The sequence below is a fragment of the Stenotrophomonas sp. PS02301 genome (genome assembly GCF_029959485.1).
In the GTDB taxonomy this organism is placed as follows: Bacteria; Pseudomonadota; Gammaproteobacteria; order Xanthomonadales; family Xanthomonadaceae; genus Stenotrophomonas; species Stenotrophomonas maltophilia_Z.
On the sequence record NZ_JASCOO010000032.1, the window covers coordinates 1 to 21,648 of the forward strand.

A 21,648-nucleotide genomic window follows, 5' to 3' on the forward strand; every position below is an offset into this window, starting at 1 on the left:
CACCGGGGGCCCCGCCATGACCCGGTAGAATGCTGCACACCTGCCCATGAAGCCCTGCCATGCCCCTGGCCCCTGGTCCCCGCCTGTCGAAGAAACGCGTGCCGCTCTATGAAGAGGTGGCCGAGCAGCTGCGCCAGAAGATCTACGACTACGAACTGCCGCCGGGTGAATGGATCGATGAGCCGATGCTCGCCGAGGAACTGGGCATCAGCCGTACCCCACTGCGCGAGAGCCTGAAACTGCTGGCCGCCGAAGGGCTGGTCCAGCTCGATGCCGGCCGCGGCAGCCGCGTCACCCGGCTCACCCTGGAAGACCTCAACCAGCTGTTTCCGGTGATGGCGATGCTGGAAGGCCGTTGCGTGCATGAAGCGGTCAAGCGTATCGATGCGGACGGCGTGGCGCAGCTGCAGGCCCTGCATGACGCGATGGAGGTCGCCGCCGCCGCGGGCGATCTTGCCGAGTACTACCGCAACAATTACCTGATCCATGAAAGCCTGCAGAACCACGCGGGCAACCCGTGGTTGATCCGGGTGACGCACGATCTGCATCGCATCCTCAAGATGCACCGCGGCCGGCAACTGCTGACCCCGGGCCGCATGGCCCAGTCACTGGCCGAGCATCGCGCACTGATGGAATGCATCCGCAACCGCGATGCCGAAGCCGCCGAGCAGAGGATGAACCGGCATCTGCTCAGCCAGGGCGAAGCGCTGGCGGCCTATGTCGCCGCAGGCGGCCAGTTGAACGTGCCTGCGCCGTTGCCGCGCCACGGCGGAATCTGAGGCGCCGCCTAGGCGAGCTCCACGGTCAATCGGGTCAAGGATTGCCCCAGCAGATGCAGCCGGATCTGATCCAGGCTGGTGAAGTAGCAGACGGTCTCCGTCCCGGCCAGGCGATAGATGCCGCGCTTGCCGCCGAGCAACACGAACTTTTCCTGGTCCACCAGGTACTGGGCGACCGGCGGCACGCCCTGTGCCTTGAGTCCATCGATATCGATGGGTTCAAGTGCGTCGAGATCCTGCAGTGCTGTGGTCATGGGTGGGGGAAGCGTCTTGATGGGAGCTCCAGCTTAGGAGGCGGGTAAGCAGCAGCGCGTGGAATCATCGTGAGGATGATGCGAGTGCGTTGCGGCGGCGTCATAGCTCGGATAGGTCCACTCGCTGTCAGGTCACATCACGCCCCCACTACGGATAGTCCATCGTCAACGTCACCGCGCTGCCGATCGTGCCCGGGGTCAATGCGCCCGTGCGGATGTAGCGCACGGCAAAATCCAACGGCGCAGTTACGTTGGCGGCCGTCTTGGCCTGCGTCCAGCTCGATCCCATGTTCTGCACCACGTAAGTGCCCGAGGCATTCTTGCGCAACAGCTGAAGCTGCAGCCCTTTGCTGGTGGTGCTGCCCGGGATCGCCGCCAGAAGGTTGCTCGTGCTTCCCGTGGTGTGGGCATCACGCAGGGTAAAGCGCACATTGGTGGTCATGGTGACCGCCCCCGTGCAGGTCAGCGGCATGATGAACCCCGCATTGGCAGTGACCGTACTGTTCACTGCCCCCAGGTCCGTCGCGCGCACGTCCGCCAAAGGCGGAGCATGATTGGCCAGGCGGCAGAACCCCGGCAGCATGCCGAAGGTAAAGTCGGTCCGGAACGTCCTGCTGTCTACGCTGGGGCAGCCCGAATACGCATTGACCTCGCAGATCCACACCCAGATGTTGGGCGCTCGATTGTCGTGAGTAACCCTGGTGCCATTACGCCGGATGACCTCGAATGCCACCGAATAGGTCCCTGACGAGGGTGCGCTCATGATGTCTGTGGTGCCCAGAGGCCTGAGGACGCCGTTCACCCGAACCCGCACGCCGAACACATCGGCACTGTATGTATCGTAATGGGCCAGGGTGGCCGCATCCGTGGACCCGGCCGACATCGTGAGGTGAATACGGATCCCCTTGGAGCACCCTGAGAACGTAAAACTGGTGCCGTTGCTGGTCGATACCGTCTGGCCAATCGCCGGTAAAGGCACGTTGGTGGGCGCGGCGAGCGCTCTTACCCCGGGGTTGCTCGCATTGCAATCCGCCCACGCTGGCGCGCTCAGCACCAGCAGCACACTGGCGGCCAGCCAGCTGCGCCATCGCAGGCCTGCCGCGGCCCACCTGCTCACTGCGCCAGCGCCGCCGACGCGCTCAGGTGCCCACCAAAATCGTCGATCCAGTCGAACTGCACGGCCTGCCCTGCACCCGGCGCCTTGTCCAGCGCCATCCGCAGCGAACTGCCCGGCGCAATCATGCCCGGCTCGGTCACGCTGGCACCGCCCACCGAGGCCGTCGCAAGCGAGACGTGATAGCGGCTGGGGTTGTGCACCTCAAGGTACTCCCCATCGGCATCGCGCCCTCTGCTCCACCGCAGGTTGGCGGCCGCCTCGCGCGGCTTGCCCTCCAGGCCCACGGGGCGATAGAACAGTTTGATGCGGCTGCGCACGGCCAGCTGCAGCAGATTCTCATCCGGCGCAGCCTCGCGGCGCGGGGGAATCTCCAGCACGTTGAAATAGAACACCGACTCACGGTCCGTCGGCAGCTCCGGCATCGCCTGCGGCGTATGCAGCAGCCGCAGCGACTGGCCCTGCCGCGGCTCTATGCGCGCCAGCGGCGGGGTCAGCACGAACGGCACCCGGATCTCGCTGGCCTTGGCGTCGGCGTCACCCGCATCGATCCAGGCCTGCACCATGGCGGGCGCATCGTCCTGGTTGTTGAGCTGGATGGTGCGGTCCTTATCGTTGGCATCAAAGATGATGCGGGTGCCGACAATCACCACGCCGGCATGGGCGTGGGGAACGATGGCCATGGATGCGCCGGCCATCAAGGCAGCGGCCAACAGCGGGCGGAAAGAAAAGCGATGCATGAGGAAACTCCAGTCAGGCCCGGCCTGGCCGGGCGCCCGCCTCGCCGGAGCCGCAGCTGCGGCCCCGGGCTGCGTGGGATCAGGGATAGGCAACCGTGAAGGTGGCATTGGATTTGGCGGTGCCCGCACCGGCCGCGCCGCCAACGGCAACGTAGACCGCGGTGTAGTCCAGCTTCACCGCACCGGTGGTGATCGGCACGAACGAATCGGCGGTCGGCAGGCCATTGATGATCTGGCGGGTGCCGGCGGCGTTGTCGATACCGATCTGCACATTCTTGGCGGTGCTGGCGGCAGTCAGGCGCAGGTTGCCGGTGGCGTTGTCCCCAAGCGTGGGGCTCTCAAAGCGCACCGCCACCGTGCCGGTGGGCGCTGCGCCCGGGCAGGTGAGCGTGATCGGCATCGAGGCGCGGCCGGTCTCATTGCCGGCGGCCGACAGTGCCGATACATCCAGCTTGCCGAACTTGACGTCAACCTTCGCCGCCGCCGTGACGGTGCAGGTACTGGCCACCAGCTCGCCGTCGAAATCGATGGTGTTGGCCGAGGCCAGCGCGGGCAGCAGCAGGGCGGCGAACAGCAGGGCGGTCATGGGTCGTTTCATGGGAAATTCCTTTGAAGTGGGCTTGAGGGATATGCAGTGGTCCGGCCTGCTCAAGCGACAGATCGGCGCGTAGGTTTCAGTCGTAGGTCACCACGACCGTGGCGGCGCTTTTGAAGCTGCCGTGCTGGAGGGGGCTGCCGTTGTGCCGATAGAAGTAGCTGCGGCCCTGATATGTCGCCGCGCCGCTGGCCACCGCCAGGCTGGCGTGGTGACCGGCGGCCGGCATCACAGCCTCCGAGCCCTGCTCCACCAGGTGCAGACTCACGCCGGTGGCAGTGCCGTGGTTGGCGTATTGCGGCTGACCGGCGGCATGCGGGGGGCCGGCAAACACCAGCGCGACCCGGCGCACGCCGCGGCAATTGACCAGGCGAAACTCCCAGTCCAGTGCCGTGGCGGCCACCACCCCGGTAGCCGCCCCGATCACGTGCAACTGCACCCTGGGCAGGTCCACCCGTTTGGCCTGGTCCTCGGTGTGTACCTCACACGTGCCGGGACGCACGCTGCCGGCCAGATCGACCACCCCATCGGCCAACGCAGGCCGCGGCCACGGCAGGAGGATCATGCACAGCGCGATCGCCCTGCCGCGCTGCGGTGCTGCACTGGCGCGCGTGCGACTCATTGGTAATCGACAGTCACGGTGAAGGTACTGCTGATGTCACCCGCAGTGACCTCACCCGTGCCGACCTTGGTGTACTGCGCGCACAACGCTTCGGTATGGGTACCGGTGAAGGTGCGGGTGAGCGTGCTGCCCGGCGCCACGGTGGTACCGGTGGCCGAGCACGCGCCCTGCTGCAGCCAGATGCCGGTATTGGGGGCAGCGCCGGTGGTCAGTTTGTTGCGGAAGATCGTGGCACTCGGTGCAGGTGCTGCATCGGCGGCGGCGCCGAAGGTGAGGCGCGCACCTTTGACGCCGCTGCAGGCCGTCAGCGCCAGCGAGAACGGCGTGTAGCTGTCCGCCACCCCACCGCCGGCCGTGGCCGGAAACTTGTCGGCACTGACCGCGGGCATGGTGTGGGTGGGATTGTTGAGGGTGCAGGTACCCGGGCGAACGGTCCCGGTCAGGCTGACGTTCTGTGCGTGCACGGGAGCCAGCAGGAGCCCGGACGCCATGATCGCAATGCAGGCAGGAAATCGCATGATGGAAGGCCTCAGCGGTAAGTGATGGTGACGGTGAAATTGGTGGACAGCGGGCCCATCGTCACCAGGCCGCCGGCGATCTTCACGTACTGGGCGCACAGATAGAGCTGGTACGTGGCAGTCGTGAAGTTCTTGGTGATGGATGCGCCCGGGGCGACGGTGGCGCCCGCCGTACAACGGCCGGTGCCCTCCTTGATCCAGTAGCCGGTGAACGGCGCGCCATTGGTGGCCTTGTTCCGGAACACATTGGCCTGGGTGCTGGCATCGGCCACCGCCCCCATCTGGAACGTGGCTCCGGTAACGCCGGAGCAACCGGTCAAGGCGATCTCGAAATCCGTGTAGCTGGCCGGGGCCGAGCCGGTGTTGCCTGCCACCTGGGGGAAGACATTGGCACCCACCGCGGGGATGGACTTGCTCACGGCAGCCACCGAGCAGGTGCCGGCATCGATGCTGCCGTTGAGATCGACGCGGGCACTGTTCTGGGCCGCTGCATCGGCGCCGCAGGCGAGCATCCCAACCAGCGCCAGCAAGGAAAGCAGATGCGTGCTCATCGGTACGTCACCGTGACGGTGAAGGTGGTGGTCAGCGGCCCCATCGAGACCAGGCCGCCGGCGAATTTGTAGTACTGGGCGCACATCGGAAGCGTGTACGTTGCCGTGGCAAAGGTCTTGCTCAGGGTCGCTCCCGGGCGCACGGTGGCGCCGGTGCTGCACGCCGCCGTCTCCCGCACCCAGATGGCGGTGAAGGGCGCACCATTGGTGGCCTTGTTGCGGAAGCTGTCGGTCTGCTGGGGCTCGGCATCGGCAGCCGCGCCGAACACGAAGTTCGCGCCGGTCACGCCGGAACACCCGGTCAATGCGACGTCGAATGGGGTGTAGCTGGCCGCCACCCCCGCTTTGCCGGCAGCGGTCTGCGGGAACGCACTGGCCTTGACGGCGGGCATTGTCTTGCTCACCGCAGCCGCCGTGCAGGTACCCGCCTGGATGCTTCCATTGAGATCAACGCGCACGGCGCTCTGCGCCGCAGCCAACGGGCAGGCGCACAGGGCCAGTAGCGGAAGGCAGTTGAGAAGGTTCATCCCGGTCTCATTGATAGGTGATCGTGACGATGAAGCTGGTGCTGGCCGGGCCCTGCGTGACCAGGCCGCCAGCGGACTTGTAGTACTGAGCGCACAGCGGAAACGAATAGGTCGCTGTGGTGAAAGTCTTCGTGACGGCTTGCGCAGGCTGATAGGTCGGCCCCGCGCTGCAGCTGCCGCGCAACCAGATGGCGATGTAGGGCGATCCACCAGCGCCTTTGTTGCGGAAGCTGTCGCGTTCGGTGGCGTGACGGTCCGCATCGGTGCCGAAGACGAACGTCGCGCCGGTGACGGACGAGCAGGCCGTCAGATTGATCGTGAAATCGGTATAGCTGGCCGCTGCCCCCCCCTTGCCGGCGGCGGTCTGCGGGAAAGCATTCACGCCCACGGCGGGCATGTTCTTCGACACGGCCGTCGCGGTGCACGTACCGGCCAGGAGCGTGCCGTTGAGATCGATGCGCGCCCTCGAAATCTCCTGTGCCGCCGCCGGCAGCGGCGCCGCGAGCAGCACGGTGACCAGCGCCTTGGCGAGGGTCATGCGCGCCCTCATTGGTAGGTGATCGTGACGGTGAAGCGGGTGCTGATCGCACCCCGCGTGACCACGCCGCCGGCAAGCTTGACGTACAGCGCGCACAGCGGCACCTCGTGGCTCGACCCACTGATGGTTTCGTTGCGCGTACTGGCAGGCGCGATGGTTCCGCCAGTGGCACAATCGGCGGTGGGCCTCAGCCAGATAGCCGCGTACGGTGCGGCATCCGCCGTAGCCATGTTCCGGAACATCGACGTGCGCGATGGCTCTGCATCTGCGGCTGTCCCGAACACCAGCGTTGCGCCGGTCACTCCTGCACAACCGGTCAATGTGAGATTGAACGGTAGCCAGCTGGCGGAATTGCTGTTCTCGCTTGCGGGATTGTTGTTGAACGTGTTCGCCATGACGGTTGGAAAGCGTTCATTGACCGCCGCCACCGTGCAGGTGCCCGGCTGGATCCGGCCCGTAAGCGCGACGTTGGATGTGCCGGTGCTCTGCGCACGCGCAGGCAGCACGCTCACCAGCATCAGCAACGGCAGGAGGCACACTATGCGCATCATGACCCTCATCGGTAGGTAATCGTCACGGTGAAATCGGTGCTGATGCCGCCCTGGGTCACCAGGCCGCCGCGGTACTTGGCATACTGCGCACACAGCAACAGCTCGTACTCCGGCGTGGAGAAATCACGGGAGAACGGCGCGCCGGGCGTGATCGTGCTTGAGGACGCGCAGGTGCCCGCCTTCAGCCAGATGGCGGCAAACGGCGCTGCATCCGCCGCCTTGTTCCGGAACAGATTGCTATGCGTTGGCTCGCCATCGGCAGGGGTGCCCATCACGAATTCCGCGCCCAGCACACCCGCACAGCGGGTAAGAGAAAGTGCGAACGCCGTGTAGCTGGATGGGACACCAGCGGTTCCCTCTGCGCTCTGCGGAAAGACGTTGGCCGTCACCTCAGGCAACGTCCTGGCCACAGAGCCCACCGCGCACGTACCGGCCTCGATCTGCCCGCCCATGGCGAAGCTGGCGGTGCCCCCCGCCTGGGCCAGCGCGGCTCCGGGCAGCACCAGGCCGAGCAGCAGTAACGGATGCAGACTTGCCATGGCTCAGAGGAACGTCACGGTGAGAGTGAAGGCCGTACTGATCGCGCCCTTGGTGACCAGCCCGCCCGCGAGCTTGTAGTACTGCGCGCACAACGGCACGTTGTGGGTGGCGGTGGCGAAAGTGCGGTTCAAGGTCTTGCCCGGCGTGACGGTTGCGCCGGTGGCGCAGTTGGTCTCCTTCAACAGCAGGCCGGTATACGGCGCCGGGTTGGTCGCTGCCTTGTTCTTGAACGCGTCGGCCTGGCCATCAGCTGCATCGGCGGCCGCACCAAAGGTGATCGTGGCACCGGTCACGCCGCTGCAGCCGGTCAGCGCAAGATTGAACGTATCAAAGCTGGGTGTCGCACCGCCGGCGGTGGCCGCGACATTGGGAAAGTCGCTGGCCGAGGCGGTGGGCATGGTGCGGTTGACTGCGCCAATGGCGCAGGTGCCGGCCTCGATCTGGCCAGTCAATGCGAAGTTGGCGGTGGCGCGACTCTGTGCAGCCGCCGGAAAGGCGGTGAGCGCCAGGGCGATGAGCGCGGTGCCCGCCCGGGCCGCGTATGCGAAGGTGGTGGTCATGGATATCCTGTCGAAGTAATAAGAGGAACGGTGAGATCAGCCGCGGAGGCGGCCTGCTCGATGAGGGGTGTTACGGGTGGTGCTGGTGCAGCAGGGGGCTGGTGGTCATCACCGGCCGTGGTCGCGCTGTCCTGGCAGACCGATTCGGCCCAGCGCTGGCCGCGCTCCCTGCGCACCTCGGCCTGGCTGAACTGCATCGCACAGTGCACCGTGGTGCCGGTGCCCACGGTCAGCCAACCGTTGATCGGCGCATGCAGGTGGACAATGCCGCCCTGCCCCACCACGCCGACCACGGCGCCTTCGCTGTCGTACACCTGGCTGCCGAAGTGGGTCAGCGCGCTGCCGTCGGGGTGGGTCACGTAGGCGAACGCGGCGTGCCGCTGCTGCGTTTCGAACGAGAGCGCCACCGCTGCGCCCGCCGTGGGGGCCACCCGGCGGCTGTTCTGCAGCAGCGTCAGGTCCAGTGACAGGCCGTCCGCGGCGATGGTCACCTCGTTCCAGCGGTACGGGCTCAGGCCGGGCAACAGGGCATAGCCGTTGCGGCCCACTCTGGCGCCGTTGATGCCGACCCGGGCCCCCTTGCCACCGTCCACGCGGACGATGCCGAACGTGTTGCCCAGCGATGGCCCCAGATTGAGGCCGCCCGGATGCCATACCACCGCACCGGATGCACCGGCGGTGATCCGCTGATCGTGCTCGCTGTACATGTAGCCGGCACTGACGCGCGCCAGCGGTGTCTGCAGCTGCGCGCTGAGATTGGCGCTCTTGCTGCCATCGGGCGAGCGCGACAGACCCGCGCCGTAGTCGACCGGCAGCGAGCCGGGGGCCCGGCCACTGACATTGACATACTGGCTGGTGCCCCCCTGCTGCTGCGCCAGCGACAGGCTGACCGAGGCCGGGCGCTCGGCGCCCCCCAGCGGCACCTCGAACTGTGCCTGGAACTGGTCATCACGGCGGCCGGTGCTCGAGCGCACGCGCATCGCACTCAGGCTCCAGCTGACACGCCGCCAGCTGCTCTGCAGGCCGATCTGGTAGTCGGTCTGTGCCTGGGCTGCGCCCCAGTAGCTGACATGGCTGGCACGCACGAAGGCGGACGAGCGCGTGCCCAGTTGCTGCGAGAAATCCAGCTGGATGCGGCGCTTGGCGCGCTGCAGGATGGCCTGGCCGGACGCGTCGCCCGGCTTGGCGCGCCACTGCATCGCCTCTTCCAGGGTGACGAAGTCGCCACTGCTGTAGCGATAGGTGGCCAAGCCGATGTTGGTGCCGGTACTGGCCATGTGTCGCTGGTAGTTGACGCGCACACTGTTGCCCCGGCGCACGCCATGGCCGTTGAGCGTTACCTGCGAGTGCGTCAGGTCTGCGCCGAACGCGCCAATGGACGTGTTGATTGCCGCGCCAGCCAGTGCGGCGTGGTAGCCCTGCGTGGCCTGCGTACCGGCGAGCAGGGTGAGCCAGTTGTTCATGCCCCTGCCCCAGGTGCCCTGGAAGAACACCGGGTCGGACAGCCCATCGTGCTCACCGGAGGTGCGTCGACGCCCCCCCGCCAGGCTGTAGCGCCAGGCACCTTGCCGCAGTGCCTGCGGCACCGCGGCGAAGTTCACCGAGAAGCGCTGCTCGCTGCCATCGGCCTCGGTGACCACCACGTCAAGATCGCCGCCGTAATTGGAGGGGTACAGGTCATCGATCAGGAACGGCCCGGCTGCCACCCGGATCTCATGGATCACATAACCACTCTGGCGCACGGTGACGGTAGCCGCCGAGCGCGCCATGCCGCGGATCAGGGGCGCATAACCGCGCAGGGCATCGGGCAGCATCTGCTCATCGCTGGACAGCTGCGCCCCGGTAAAGGCAATGCTGTCGAACAGTTCGCCGGTGGTCATGGATTGCCCCACCAGCAACTGGCTGCGCCAGCGCACCACATCCCGCTGCAGATACGTATGCCCGGCCTGGTAGCCGCTGTCGCCCTCGTGCCGCCGCCATGTGCCCCGATGGCGCAGCCGCCACGGCCCGTGGTTGAAGCCGAAGGAAAGGCCTGCGTACGCTGCCACACCGCTGTCATTGCGCTGCGCGTTGAAGTCGTAATCCAGCATGCCGACGGTGACACCAGGGTCCCACTGCCCCGGGTTGACCGTGCCACGCGCCTGGGTCTCCAACGCCTGCTGCGGTACGCTCAGGTTCAAGCGCAGCGCGTGGGTATCGAAATGCGCCTGGGCGTGTTCAACGCGGCCGACCAGCGGCACGCAACCGCGCACGTCCTCCTGCAGGTGCTCGGCTTTGACGCCGCCGTCTTCCAGCAGCGTGCGCGGCAGGCAGGCCTCGGCACGCAGAGCATCGGCGCCGGGATGGAACGTGATGCCGTGACGGCCCAGGAAGCTGTCATTGAGGTGGACGTCCAGATCGTATTCGCCCGCTTCAACCGGATTACCGTGGCGGAAGCGCTCCAGATCGGCATCGCTGGCGCCGTCCATGAGGAAATCGGCATTGAATGCCAGCTCCACCGGTGCCCCATTGCCACTGGCCATGGCCAGACCATGCCAGCAGCCGGCCAGCGCCGCCGCCAGTGTGCTGACACGCGCGCCTCCCCGACGCTGCCGATGCGGCGCGCGATGGGAAAGCGATGGGCTCATGCGTATCGGCACGGGGTGTTGCCCGCTCAAAGCGGGACCAGGTCAGCGGAAGTGCGGCGAGAGTGGCAGCGGCCTGCGGGCAGGTACATGCAAGAACTTGCAAAACACAGCGGCGTCACTGCAATTGTTCAGCCTGGCGCCGTTTCCATTCAGTCAGCGATCTGTTGGATGCGCACGCAGTAAATCGAAAAGCTCTCTGTCATTGGCAGCGCCTAACTTACGCATCCCCGTGCGCTTCTGCCGACTCACCGTGCTGACGGTTTTGGCCTGACATCCGGCGATCTCGCTGACCGAGTTGCCCTTGGCGATCAGCGCCAATACCTGCCGCTCGCATCGCGACAACGCCGACAAAGGGGGTTGCCGCGGTGCGTCCTGGTCAAAGGTGCGTTCCGCCCAGCCGTCATGCACATAGCGGCGCCCGGCAATGACGGATGTCATTGCGTCCAGATAAACCGCCAGCGGCGCGCGGCGCTGCACGATGGCCGATGCCCCGGCGTCCAGCAGGTTCGCCAACCCGTCGGCGTGGGCGCTGTCGGTCAACACCATGACCGCCGCGCTGGTCTGCCCACGCACAGCACCGATCATCTCCACTGCCTCCGCACCCTGACGGATGCAGGCAGGCAGATCGAGGATCACCAACTCGGGCTCATCCTCCCCGGCCCGCTCGCGGAATGCCGACCAGCTGCCGGCATCGTCGACCACCCGGCACGCCGGCACGCTGCCGAGCAGGCAACAAAGGGAAAACACAGTGAGCGGGTGGTCACTGATGACCACAATGCGTGTTGCCATGGAGTGTCCATTCCCTCTGGGCGCTGACGCCAGCCCCGTCCTTCGATCACCATGACGAATCGGGAACCGCATCGCCATGCAAGCACTATGAAAATCGGGTTCATATGAACGCCGGGAGGCGACGGGTATGGCTTTGTGACGCGGCCTGCGGAGACGCCATGCTGGGTGGAACTTTCGTACTTGTTGCATACCCCGCCGTGCGATGCCGGCGTATCTGTGGGGGATATTTTTGTCGGATGACTGGTGCATGGACCCGCGTGCTTCCTCCCCTTTGCGCACCACCGGCCGGCGACAAAGCCCGTGGCGCGTGGCATGGCTCACGGCCACCTTCGCTATCGCCGGCAGCCTGCTCTGGCTGGTCCTGTCCTCCCCGACGGCACAGCGCACGCCCTTCAGCCTGGCCATCGGCCCGCAGATGGCCAGCCAGCACGGCCTGGCCGGGGATGCCGCGCAAGGCGGGCCCGGCGCCTATCTGGAGGCAGTCGAGGCGCTGTCCGGGCTCACGCTGAAGCTGGTCACCGCGCCCTCCATCGAGCGTGCAGTCCTGCTGCTGCACAACGGGCAGGTGGACGGAATGGCCTTCTCCCTGCCCTCCACCGCCAAGATGCTGCCCGACACCGCCGCGGTCTCGCCCTCCTTCTACAGCGGCACCACGGTCATGGTGACGCGCCCGACAGCGGCCTTTCGCGCGCTGTCGGCGATGAGCGGGATGCGCGTGGGCGTGATCGGCCATGGGGAGTATCGCGGCTATCTGGCTGAGCACTTCCCCGGTATCGACGTGTATCCCCTGCCCAGTGTCGATGCGATGCTCGAGGCGGTGGACAGCGGTGGCATCGACGCCGCGCTCGGTGTGGATGCCGTGCTGGCGCCGCTGGCGCGCAAGCGCTTCGGCGAGCGGCTGGAGGTGCATCTGGTTTCGGATGGCCCACCGGTGGAGATGCGGGTGGCCTCGCTGCCGCAGCGCGCCGGCGAGATTGCCATGGCGCACCAGACCTTCCTGTCGCTGCCGTTGGATACCCGCCAGGACATCCTGGAGCGCTGGTTGAACACGCTGTACCGCTCTCCACCCACACTGCGGGCGGTGCTGTCCCACTACCGCGTGCCTATCACACTACTCGGCCTGTTCCTGCTGGCGTTCCTGCTGGCCGTCGCCCAGTCGCAGCGCAATGCGCGCTCACTGGCCTCACGCCAGGCCAGTGCAGCGCGCATCCTGACCCTGGTCAATCATGAAGTCCGCAACGGCGCGGCCTCGGTCATTTCAGCCATCGATCTGCTGGAGGCCGAGGCGGACCCGGACGAACGCAACCGGCTGTTCCAATCGGCCCGGTCGGCTGCCGATGCGCTGAAGCACACCCTGACCAACGCGTTGGAGTTCATGTTCCGTGATGCGCCCGAGCATGCCGATGCCGCTTTCCTGCACAACGCCCACGGCATCGTGGCCGAATGCCTCTCGGCGATGCGGCCGCTGGCCCGCTGCAAAGGGCTGCACCTGGCGCTGCAGATGGACGGTGAGGCTACGCTGCAGGCGCGTTGCGATGCGCGCGCCCTGCACCATATCGCCAGCAACCTGATCTCCAACGCCATCAAGTTCAGTGACCACGGCGAGGTGACGATCGGGCTGTGCTTCTTGCCTGGCGTCGGGCACACCGGAACGGTCCTGCTTCGCGTGACCGATGTCGGCCCCGGGATTCCAGCCCACGACATGGCACGCATCTTCGAGCCTTTCAGCGCCACCCGCACCGGCCAGCTCAAACACGGCGCCGGCATCGGGCTGTCGCTGTGCCGCCGCATCGCCCGCGCGCAAGGCGGGAACGTGACCGTCTCCAGCCGGCCAGGATCGGGCGCGACCTTCGTGGCCACGCTACGCGGGCAACTCGGTGATACCGCGCCGGAGATGACCTCGCCCCTCCTCCGGGCCTCTGCACCCCAGGTGGCCTGCGCACTGGTGATCGAGGATCAACCCGCGATCGCCAACATCATGGTCCGCCGGCTGCGCGGGCTGGGGTTCGAGACGGTCGTCGCCAGCTCCGGTGCCGCGGCGATCCGCCTCATGAATCAAGAGGGGCCGTTTGGCATCATCACCGTGGATGGCGACCTGATGGACGCCGATGGCAGCGATATCGCCCAGGAGATCCGCGCGATCGAACGCCGCCACGATTGGCCGCCCGCAAGGCTGCTGTCTGTCTCCGCCGCCACCGACGTGATGGACCGCGCGGCCTACCGCCGCGCCGGGGTCGATGTCTATCTGGGCAAGCCGATCGACTGGGTCGCCTTCGATGCCGCCAGCGGCGCACCCGTGCGTGATGCGAAGGCGCCCGTCGTGCCCGTACAGCAAGGCGTGAGCGTGATGGAAATCTACCATCACCAGATGCAGCTCGACCGGACCGGGCTGGAGGTTTCGATCCGTGTGCAGAACTGGCGCGGTGCGCTGGCCATGGCGCACCGCATGCAGGGCGCGGCCTCGATGGTGGGCGACGTGGACACCGTGCCCACCCTGTGCGAACTACAGCGCTGCCTGAAAGCGCATGCCATCAACGGCGACCCCGCCGATGCGCAGGTCTGGGCACTGGTGGCCAGTCTCAGCCCGGCCCCGGCCCCGGCCGACGGTGTGGACGGCGTGCCCCGGAGCAGCAACTGAAGCACGGTCACGAAACGGTGCTCGCGCTCAAAGGCCTCGGTCATCTCGGCATGGATATCCACGATCTCCCACAGCGCGGTGCTGTAGTGATTGACGTCGGCGAAGCCGCCGCCCTCACCTTCCAGCGCGAGCGGTGATTCCTCGGCGGTTGTAGGTATTCAGGCCGGCGGTGTTCATCGCACCGGCTCACTGCCGCGGCCTTCCAGGGTGTCGATCTGGCCCTGCAGGTTCTTCTGCACCTCCTACAGTTGGGCGACGGTTATCGCCTCCCACGCGCTTATCACCGGCGTGCCCTCTTCAACAGGATGCTGCCGTGCGCAGGACGCGCCTGGCGCTGGCTTGCGTTGCTCGGCACCGCTAACCTGTCTGTCACGTCCAGCCGTGGCAGCCCAAGGAAGAGGGATGAACACACCATTGCCGCTCGCGGCAGCATCAGCAGGCACTCATCGCCCACAAATGCGTGCGTTGTATGATCAACTAGCCACGCATCTTGGCTTCCCGGCTGAAAAACTGCCGACGCTCGTGTTCGACCAGCCAGGCCTGGCTTCTGCGAAAGCAACCTTCAACATGCAGGCCCGCAGGATCACCATCGGCCAAGCCTGTGAACGCGAGTTCGTCCAGTGGGGAGCATACCCGTTCCAGCTGACAGTGGCCCACGAGCTCACCCATGCCGTTCTCTACGAGGCCGGCTATGGCGCCACTGGACATGCGGACGCATTCCTCGCTGTTTATGGGCTCGTGCTGGGCAAGATGGACATCAACCTTGTTGAACTCGAGATGGAACGCTGTGCCACGCAGAATTGGCCGGCTGACGTACCACCTTCGTTGCGCCGTTTGCATCTCAGACGTGCACGCCACGTACTGAGCCATCTAGAAACGTACGGCCAGCAGCAGTCGCCCTGGCCGTTGCTGTCGGAAGCAAAGGACGCCTTGGCCTATGCCCGGCAGCATTTTTACGGGGGCAGCGTCTGGTGGACTGACCGCTGGACTGACTATCTAACCGACCACGGAAAGCGTGGCGCAGCAAATCTGATCCCCGCCGTAAAAAGGGGCGCCGGCGGTGTCGTCTTGGTACTGGCCGTCTGGTTGTTCCGGTATCCGCTGATGAACCGAAGAGGTCCAATGCGATCGCGATATGACACTTGCCTGATGAGTCTGACGCGGCCAAGCCGCCGATAGCTCACCCTTCGCGCCTCTCGAGGCGCATGCCCTGCCACGCATACACAAAAGGCAGACGGGCACCGGGACCCCCTTTGGCTATCAGAACAGGCGGCGCTGCAGCAGTTGCAGCACGGCCACTGCCCGGTGCTGGTGATAGTAGCGGCTGGAAAGATCGGCATGGATGCCGACGATGTCCCACAGCGTATCGCGGTACGCATGCACGTCCTGGATGTGGCACACCTCATGGCCATGCGGACCGCCCCAGTCTGGCTGGGCCGCGCTGCGCCACACCGCATCGGTACTGTGCTCGCGCACCGCCCCCAGCATCGCAACATACGCATCCACCTCACGGCAGTGCAGCTCGCCGCATTCGTCCAGCGCCAGGATCAGGGCTGCGATGTCCTGCAGCAGTTTCTGCTGGTAGCGCAACGCGGCCGGCTCCAGCAGCACACCACGGACCTGCTGTATTCGGTGAGCCCCGGGGCCCGCGCCCTCCGCGGTGTCTGGCCTCGCGACGCGCTGGTGAAAGCGGAGCACCTCCGGCCCTTCGTAACTTGCCTGCGCGCGCTTGCGGATGCGGTCGTCCAGCGCCAGCATCCAGACGTGCGCGGCCTCGGGAGTCACCTGCAGCCTGGGGGCGGACAGCAGTGTCCAACCGGCCCATGCACCGGCAAGGGCGATGGCGAACGACACCACACGCAGTGCGACACGGTGGGCCACTCTCCCGCCCCCGGAGCCGGGCCGCCCAGCCCCGGCCAAGGCGCGTCCAGACGCCTGCGAAGCGATCATAGGCCGGCGTCCCCAACGGTTGCCACGGCCACTCCCCGGGTGCGATCACTCATTCACGCGCCTCCAGCGCAAGGGGCATCGCGCGGACTGCGCGCGCCTCACCATCACGCTAATGGCACCCCTCACCCGACTTCCATACAACACCAATGAAAAATGGCCGCGCCACGCCGCATGAAAAAGGCGCGGCCCGCCAGAAGCGAACCGCGCCAGATCAAGCGCCCTTACCGGCTGCCCAGTCATACCGACCCGGGCAGCCTATACAAGCCGCAGGGCTAGGTGCCGCTTACCAGCCGATACCCACGCCCACACCGACGGTCTTCTCACCGCTGTTGGTGAAGGCGCCATTGAGGCTGAAGGTGGCCGAGCCACGTTCGTTCATCACCCGCTGGTAGCCCACCGCCAGTGCCGATTCGCCATCGGAATGGCCCACACCCGCGCCGAGGCGGTTGTAGGTATTCAGGCCGGCGGTGTTCATCGCCATCGCACTCTGTGCACTGCTCATCGCCGCCATCCGGTTGAAGCGCTTGTCCATGCCATCCAGGCGCTTGTTCAAGCCCTCCACCGCCAGATCGGTGTACTCGTTGGACTGCGTGAGTACGTCATTGAGCTGGCGGACATTGACCGCATCGGTATCGGCCGTGCCCTTGGCCACGTGGCGGACGCTGCGCTCCTTGCCTTCGCTGCCCACGGCCACGGCGTTGTCCCCCTCGGCCTTGACCACCGGCTCGGGCGCATCGACCTTGGCAACCGGGGTGTCCACCGGCGTTTCCACCGGCGTACCCATCCGGGCCATCATCGCGACCGGCTCACTGCCGCGGCCTTCCAGCGTATCGATCTGGCCCTGCAGGTTCTTCTGCACCTCATACAGCTGGCCACCGTTGACCGCATCGCGGCTGCCAGAGGCGATCAGACCGTTGGCCACATTGCCCAGCACCATGCCGTGGGCACCGCCCAGGTTCAGGCGGCCGGGGCCGTCGGTGCGGGTGCTGGTCTCCTCCTGGAACAGGCGGTTGACCTGGCTGCCCAGGGCATCCATATCGGCCTGCGTGGTGACAACGGCGGCGTCCAATGCAAGCAATGCCGTACCGACGTTGTCGTAGGTGCCACCGCTCAGGACATACTCGGGGGCCGTGATCGCGCCGGTGGCGTCAACGCTGGCGCCGCCGCCGAGACCATCCAGCGCACCGTTGAGCTGGGCGACGGTTGTCGCGTTATCGTCGGCGATGCCAGCGCCGAGGTTGACGATCCGGCGCTTGAGGTTGGAGTTGCCGATTGACAGGCTATTGGATTCGGTCGCAATGGACGCATAACCGAGCGCCACACTACTTTGAGCCCCAACTCGGACTTCACTTGCGGTCCCCAATGCGACACCATTTTGTACGGCAACCTGAGAAAGAGTACCCAGCGCGAAGCCGCCAGCAGATCCAGCATGTACGTGTGCAGCACGCCCGAGCGCAACTGAATTGTCACCAGCGGCTTTTGCAAAGCTCCCCAAAGCGGTTGCGCCCTCGCCATCAACCGCTGCCTCGGTTCCAGTGCCGATTGCAACACCGCCCCAACCAGCGCGGGCCGCTTCGCTGTATTCGTCTGAACCCACCGCTACGTAGCGTTGCTGGTCCTCAAGATAACCAACACGTGCATTGGTGGCAAACAACTGCCCCCCGTTCACCGCTTCCCTGCTGTCGGCCCGGCCGATGTCCCCCGCCGCCAGGCCGCTGATCCGGGCGTTACCCAGATCCACCACGGTGCGCTCTTTGTTGAACATCACCGCGTAGTCCAGATCTGCCGTCGCTGCATCAAGGTCGGTGCGCAGCGTGGCGATGCTGCTGCGGTTATCGCCGATAAGCCGGGTGTTGCCGGCCACCACCTCCTGCTGGTTCTTGACCACTTCATTGGTGGCGAACAGCTGGCTACCGGTCACAGCGTCCGTGCTGGTGGCGCTAAGCGCACCATCGGTCACACCGGACACCGTGCGGGTCAGGTCGCCCTGGTTACGCACATCCAGCGTACGGCCGGTGTTCTGCGCACCCAAGCGGACATTGCCCGCAGCCGAGGCCTGGCTGACAAGGCTGTTGGCCAGGTCCGCACCGGTCTGCGCCTTGCTGGCAGCCGTGGCCGCGGCGGTCGCCGTGGTCTGCGCCGCGGTGGCCTTGTTGTCGGCAGCGGTCACGTTGGTGTTGGTGGTATGCAGCTGTTTGCCGGTCACCGCTTCCGTGCTGGTGGCGCTCAGCGCACCGTCGCTCACGCCCGTCAGCGTGCGGCTCTGATTGTCCTTGTTCCGTACATCCAGGCGTACGCCTTCGTTACCGATACCCAAGCGCACCGTACCGGTAGACGATGCCTCGGTAATAAGGCTCTGGACCTTTGCCGCGTTGGTGGAGATGGTCTGATTGGTCGCGTTCAACTGCTTGCCGGTCACCGCCTCGGTGCTGGTGGCGCTCAGTGCACCATCGGTCACACCGGACACCGTGCGGGTCAGGTCGCCCTGGTTACGCACATCCAGCGTACGGCCGGTGTTCTGCGCGCCCAAGCGCACATTGCCCGTGCCCGAGACCTGGCTGACCAGGCTGTTGGCCAGGTCCGCACCGGTCTGCGCCTTGCTGGCCGCCGTGGCCGCGGCGGTGGCGGTGGTTTGCGCTGCAACGGCCTTGTTGTCCGCGGCGGTCACCTTGCCGTCGGTGGCGTGCAGCTGCTTGCCGGTCACCGCTTCCGTGCTGGTAGCGCTCAGCGCACCGTCAGTTACACCCGACACCGTGCGGGTCAGGTCGCCCTGGTTACGCACATCCAGCGTACGGCCGGTGTTCTGCGCGCCCAAGCGCACATTGCCCGTGCCCGAGACCTGGCTGACCAGGCTGTTGGCCAGGTCCGCACCGGTCTGCGCCTTGTTGGCCGCCGTGGCAGCCGCGGTGGCGGTGGTCTGCGCCGCGGTGGCCTTGTTGTCGGCAGCGGTCACGTTGGTGTTGGTGGTATGCAGCTGTTTGCCGGTGACCGCCTCAGTGCTGGTACCACTGAGCGCGCCATCGGCGACGCCACTCAATTTGCGGCCCGCTTCATTCTTGTTGCGCACATCGATGATCGTGCCGGTGTTCTCGGCACCGATGCGAACATTGGCGTTGGCTGCTGTCTGGCGGATCAATCCACCAACGGCACCGACCTGGGTCAGCGCGGTGGCAGCGTCGGCTTTCGCCGTGTTGGCCGTGTTGGTGGCCGCGGTTACGTTGGTATTGGTGGCACTGAGCTGATTGCCGGTCACCGCCTCACTACTGCCGGCCGCCACCAGGCCGTCGCCCACGTTGACGATCTTGCGCTTCAGGGTCGCGTTGCCAACGGAGATCGCATTGGCCACGGTGGCTACCGATTCAGTACCCAGCGCAACGGCCTTGCTCGCGTTCTCGTCCACCTTCGCACCGCGGCCCAAGGCCATGCCCGCTGCGGAGGTGGCAGCAACCGATGCACGGTCGCCGAACGCCAGCGAGTGTTGCGCCGCAGCGCTGGAGACAGAGCCGATGGCTACCGCGCTTGAGCCACTGGCCGCGGCCTGATAGCCGACCGCAGTGGCGTAGCTATTGGTCGAAGAGGCCTGTGCTCCCATGGCCATTGCATTGGCCTGTGAGGCACTGGCTGCCTGTCCCAGCGCCACGGCGCCGGAGGTCATGGCCTTGGTGCCCGCGCCGAGAGCAACCGCCGAGGAGCCAGCACCTTCAGCGCCGGTGCCCAGTGCAGTGGCATTGGCCCCGGAGGCCTTTGCGTGGATGCCTACGCCAGTGGCATTGAGACCGGTGGCGACAGCGTCCTTGCCCAAGGCAGTCTGCGCGCTGGTCAGCTTGGCAACGGCGTTGTTGGCCGTGGTGCTTGCCGTCGTGGCGGTGGTCTGCGCTGCGGTGGCCTTGTTGTCGGCGGCGGCAACCCTGCCGTCTGTGGCGTGCAGCTGCTTGCCGGTCACCGCCTCGGTGCTGGCTGCACTGAGCACGCCATCGGCCACATTGACGATCTTGCGTTGCTGGCTCGCGCTACCAACCGACACCGTGTTGGCTACCGTAGCAACGGAACCGTGACCCAATGCGATCGCGCTGGCACCGCTTGCCTTGGCATTATGGCCCAGCGCCACGGTGTAGTCAGCGCTGCCGGTGGCGGACCGGCCAATGGCTGTCACGCCAGCCCCGGAGGCCAGCGCTTCATACCCGATCGCGGTGGATGTGTTGCCGGTGACCTTGGCGCGGTGCCCAATGGCAACGGCGTATTGGTGATCGGCGTGTGATTCAGTGCCGATTGCCACCGACGAGGCATCGCCGCTGGCCTTGGCATCCGTACCGAGTGCAATGGCGTTCAGACGCCCGCTGGCAGCGCTACGTGTGCCGATGGCCGTGCCGCGGGTGCCGGTCGCGGCGGCGCCCTCGCCCAGCTCGACTCTCGTGCTGGCCAGCTTTGCCAAGGCTGTATTGGCGGTGGTGGTGGCCAAGTCCGCACCGGTCTGCGCCTTGTTGGCGGCCGTGGCCGCGGCGGTGGCGGTGGTCTGCGCCGCAACGGCCTTGTTGTCGACGGCGGTCACCTTGCCGTCTGTGGCGTGCAGCTGCTTGCCGGTCACCGCTTCCGTGCTGGTGGCGCTCAGCGCACCGTCGCTCACGCCCGTCAGCGTGCGGCTCTGATTGTCCTTGTTCCGTACATCCAGGCGTACGCCTTCGTTACCGATACCTACGCGCACCGTGCCGGTAGACGATGCCTCGGTAATAAGGCTCTGGACCTTGGCCGCGTTGGTGGAGATGGTTTGATTGGTCGCGTTCAACTGTTTGCCAGTGACAGCCTCGGTGCTGCTGGCAGTCAGCGCGCCATCGGCCACATTGACGATCTTGCGCTTCAGCGTCGCGTTGCCGACCGACACTGTGTTGGCCGCCGTAGCGCTCGAGGTACTCCCCAAAGCCACCGAATTTGTCGCCGCGGCTGCGACCTCGGCGCGGTTGCCGAGGCTGACGGCACTGCTGGCTGCCCCTTTGGCGAGGGTGCCGATGGCCACGCTGTTCGCGCCTGTGGCGGTCGCCGAGTAACCCATGGCGTTGCTGTACGTGCCGGATGCTACAGCTTTATTACCAATCGCCACGTCGGCAGTGCCCGTGGCGGAGGCCGAGTAGCCAACCGCCAACGCAAAGTGGGACGCCCGCGCCTTCGCACCCAACGCAGTGGCCCCTATACCATCGGCATTGGCACCGAAACCAAAGGCACTGCCATCGGGCCCGTTCACCACCACCTGGTTCCCGTATGCCGTCGAATAGCCGCCGCTCACCGCGGAGCGCGAGCCGAGCACGATGGAATGATCGCCGCTCAGCGTCGCGTTTTTGTAGGAAGAATCGGAGGTGAGCGCAGTCTGATTGTGGACATTGAGGATGCCCGCGACGGCTCGTGGTGCGACGCCCTGCGCTGCGAACGGCGACATCACGGCTTCCGGCACCACGGTGAACCGCAGCTGCTCTTCGGCATCGTCCGCAGCAACATCGTTCGCAGCCATGACCGGAAGCGAAAGCACCAGCGCAACGGCGGCGGTTGCCACGGCGCGTGCGCCGCTGGCGCGCTTGCCGCGGCCCTTGGTGTGCTCGCTGGCGACCATACAGCAGCCAAGGGCTGTGTTCCAGATGAGGCGGTAAATGTGGTTCACGCTGAAGTACTCCATGGGTCAAGAAAAGAAAAAGGCAAAGCGTTGCCGTCCACGGCGGTGCCGCGGTAGCAGAAGGGAAGCGAGCAGATACCCGGCCGCGCCGTTTGC

Annotated in this window: 19 protein-coding genes; 3 read left to right on the forward strand and 16 right to left on the reverse strand. The window is 66.2% G+C overall.

Annotation, left to right across the window (positions count from 1 at the left end):
* The first annotated feature begins 59 nt into the window (after window positions 1–59).
* Window positions 60–779: a GntR family transcriptional regulator gene (locus QMX81_RS10060; RefSeq protein ID WP_121036907.1), complete on the forward strand. Its 720-nt coding sequence runs from the start codon at window positions 60–62 to the stop codon at window positions 777–779.
* A gap of 8 nt (window positions 780–787) precedes the next feature.
* Here QMX81_RS10060 and QMX81_RS10065 read toward each other — a convergent pair whose 3' ends face one another.
* The 14 genes from QMX81_RS10065 to QMX81_RS10130 all read right to left on the reverse strand — a co-directional run bounded on the left by QMX81_RS10065 (window position 788) and on the right by QMX81_RS10130 (window position 11,305).
* Window positions 788–1,033, reverse strand: a complete 246-nt coding sequence (locus tag QMX81_RS10065) for a hypothetical protein (protein ID WP_121036908.1) — start codon at window positions 1,031–1,033, stop codon at window positions 788–790.
* A gap of 148 nt (window positions 1,034–1,181) precedes the next feature.
* The gene (locus QMX81_RS10070) at window positions 1,182–2,096 is read right to left on the reverse strand and encodes a type 1 fimbrial protein (protein WP_152154295.1); all 915 of its coding nucleotides are present in this window, start codon (window positions 2,094–2,096) and stop codon (window positions 1,182–1,184) included.
* A gap of 50 nt (window positions 2,097–2,146) precedes the next feature.
* On the reverse strand, window positions 2,147–2,887 hold the full coding sequence (locus QMX81_RS10075; protein WP_282261109.1) for a fimbria/pilus periplasmic chaperone: 741 nt from the start codon (window positions 2,885–2,887) through the stop codon (window positions 2,147–2,149).
* A gap of 79 nt (window positions 2,888–2,966) precedes the next feature.
* Window positions 2,967–3,485: a fimbrial protein gene (locus QMX81_RS10080; protein ID WP_152154291.1), complete on the reverse strand. Its 519-nt coding sequence runs from the start codon at window positions 3,483–3,485 to the stop codon at window positions 2,967–2,969.
* Between the two features lie 76 nt (window positions 3,486–3,561).
* A complete protein-coding gene (locus QMX81_RS10085) occupies window positions 3,562–4,104 on the reverse strand; it encodes a fimbrial protein (RefSeq protein ID WP_282261112.1) in 543 nt (180 codons plus the stop codon).
* Window positions 4,101–4,595, reverse strand: coding sequence for a fimbrial protein (locus QMX81_RS10090; protein ID WP_282261114.1), 495 nt, complete (start codon window positions 4,593–4,595; stop codon window positions 4,101–4,103). Before QMX81_RS10090 ends, QMX81_RS10085 begins: the two co-directional genes overlap by 4 nt.
* Window positions 4,596–4,633: 38 nt before the next feature.
* Window positions 4,634–5,173 carry a hypothetical protein gene (locus QMX81_RS10095; RefSeq protein ID WP_282261116.1) on the reverse strand — a complete coding sequence of 180 codons (540 nt, stop codon included), beginning with the start codon at window positions 5,171–5,173 and terminating at the stop codon, window positions 4,634–4,636.
* Complete coding sequence (locus QMX81_RS10100; protein WP_282261117.1) at window positions 5,170–5,700, reverse strand: hypothetical protein; 531 nt, start codon at window positions 5,698–5,700, stop codon at window positions 5,170–5,172. Before QMX81_RS10100 ends, QMX81_RS10095 begins: the two co-directional genes overlap by 4 nt.
* Before the next feature lie 7 nt (window positions 5,701–5,707).
* Window positions 5,708–6,238, reverse strand: coding sequence for a fimbrial protein (locus QMX81_RS10105; protein ID WP_183073632.1), 531 nt, complete (start codon window positions 6,236–6,238; stop codon window positions 5,708–5,710).
* Window positions 6,239–6,246: 8 nt separating this feature from the next.
* Window positions 6,247–6,789, reverse strand: a complete 543-nt coding sequence (locus QMX81_RS10110; RefSeq protein WP_282261118.1) for a fimbrial protein — start codon at window positions 6,787–6,789, stop codon at window positions 6,247–6,249.
* A 5-nt stretch (window positions 6,790–6,794) separates the two neighbouring features.
* Entirely contained in the window at window positions 6,795–7,328 is a 534-nt protein-coding gene (locus QMX81_RS10115) for a hypothetical protein (protein ID WP_121036917.1), read from the reverse strand.
* A gap of 3 nt (window positions 7,329–7,331) precedes the next feature.
* Window positions 7,332–7,889 carry a hypothetical protein gene (locus QMX81_RS10120; RefSeq protein WP_121036918.1) on the reverse strand — a complete coding sequence of 186 codons (558 nt, stop codon included), beginning with the start codon at window positions 7,887–7,889 and terminating at the stop codon, window positions 7,332–7,334.
* Complete coding sequence (locus QMX81_RS10125) at window positions 7,886–10,516, reverse strand: fimbria/pilus outer membrane usher protein (RefSeq protein WP_282261119.1); 2,631 nt, start codon at window positions 10,514–10,516, stop codon at window positions 7,886–7,888. The genes QMX81_RS10120 and QMX81_RS10125 overlap by 4 nt, the downstream gene beginning before the upstream one ends.
* A gap of 153 nt (window positions 10,517–10,669) precedes the next feature.
* Window positions 10,670–11,305, reverse strand: coding sequence for a response regulator transcription factor (locus QMX81_RS10130; RefSeq protein WP_282261121.1), 636 nt, complete (start codon window positions 11,303–11,305; stop codon window positions 10,670–10,672).
* 307 nt (window positions 11,306–11,612) lie between these two features.
* On the opposite strand from QMX81_RS10130, the gene QMX81_RS10135 reads away from it, so the two are divergent.
* On the forward strand, window positions 11,613–13,943 hold the full coding sequence (locus QMX81_RS10135; RefSeq protein ID WP_282261122.1) for an ATP-binding protein: 2,331 nt from the start codon (window positions 11,613–11,615) through the stop codon (window positions 13,941–13,943).
* 402 nt (window positions 13,944–14,345) lie between these two features.
* Window positions 14,346–15,122 (forward strand): hypothetical protein, encoded by a 777-nt coding sequence (locus tag QMX81_RS10140; protein WP_282261124.1) that lies wholly within the window; start codon window positions 14,346–14,348, stop codon window positions 15,120–15,122.
* Window positions 15,123–15,203: 81 nt separating this feature from the next.
* Here QMX81_RS10140 and QMX81_RS10145 read toward each other — a convergent pair whose 3' ends face one another.
* Entirely contained in the window at window positions 15,204–15,824 is a 621-nt protein-coding gene (locus tag QMX81_RS10145; protein ID WP_282261126.1) for a hypothetical protein, read from the reverse strand.
* A 352-nt stretch (window positions 15,825–16,176) separates the two neighbouring features.
* Window positions 16,177–21,540 (reverse strand): ESPR-type extended signal peptide-containing protein, encoded by a 5,364-nt coding sequence (locus QMX81_RS10150; protein ID WP_282261128.1) that lies wholly within the window; start codon window positions 21,538–21,540, stop codon window positions 16,177–16,179.
* Window positions 21,541–21,648: the final 108 nt, after the last annotated feature.

Bases quoted from the DNA above. Each gene is read 5' to 3' on its own strand.
- QMX81_RS10060 (WP_121036907.1), top strand. From the start codon at position 60: ATGCCCCTGGCCCCTGGTCCCCGCCTGTCGAAGAAACGCGTGCCGCTC.
- QMX81_RS10065 (WP_121036908.1), bottom strand. From the start codon at position 1,033: ATGACCACAGCACTGCAGGATCTCGACGCACTTGAACCCATCGATATC.
- QMX81_RS10075 (WP_282261109.1), bottom strand. From the start codon at position 2,887: ATGCATCGCTTTTCTTTCCGCCCGCTGTTGGCCGCTGCCTTGATGGCC.
- QMX81_RS10080 (WP_152154291.1), bottom strand. From the start codon at position 3,485: ATGAAACGACCCATGACCGCCCTGCTGTTCGCCGCCCTGCTGCTGCCC.
- QMX81_RS10085 (WP_282261112.1), bottom strand. From the start codon at position 4,104: ATGAGTCGCACGCGCGCCAGTGCAGCACCGCAGCGCGGCAGGGCGATC.
- QMX81_RS10090 (WP_282261114.1), bottom strand. From the start codon at position 4,595: ATGGCGTCCGGGCTCCTGCTGGCTCCCGTGCACGCACAGAACGTCAGC.
- QMX81_RS10095 (WP_282261116.1), bottom strand. From the start codon at position 5,173: ATGAGCACGCATCTGCTTTCCTTGCTGGCGCTGGTTGGGATGCTCGCC.
- QMX81_RS10100 (WP_282261117.1), bottom strand. From the start codon at position 5,700: ATGAACCTTCTCAACTGCCTTCCGCTACTGGCCCTGTGCGCCTGCCCG.
- QMX81_RS10105 (WP_183073632.1), bottom strand. From the start codon at position 6,238: ATGACCCTCGCCAAGGCGCTGGTCACCGTGCTGCTCGCGGCGCCGCTG.
- QMX81_RS10110 (WP_282261118.1), bottom strand. From the start codon at position 6,789: ATGATGCGCATAGTGTGCCTCCTGCCGTTGCTGATGCTGGTGAGCGTG.
- QMX81_RS10115 (WP_121036917.1), bottom strand. From the start codon at position 7,328: ATGGCAAGTCTGCATCCGTTACTGCTGCTCGGCCTGGTGCTGCCCGGA.
- QMX81_RS10120 (WP_121036918.1), bottom strand. From the start codon at position 7,889: ATGACCACCACCTTCGCATACGCGGCCCGGGCGGGCACCGCGCTCATC.
- QMX81_RS10125 (WP_282261119.1), bottom strand. From the start codon at position 10,516: ATGAGCCCATCGCTTTCCCATCGCGCGCCGCATCGGCAGCGTCGGGGA.
- QMX81_RS10130 (WP_282261121.1), bottom strand. From the start codon at position 11,305: ATGGCAACACGCATTGTGGTCATCAGTGACCACCCGCTCACTGTGTTT.
- QMX81_RS10140 (WP_282261124.1), top strand. From the start codon at position 14,346: ATGAACACACCATTGCCGCTCGCGGCAGCATCAGCAGGCACTCATCGC.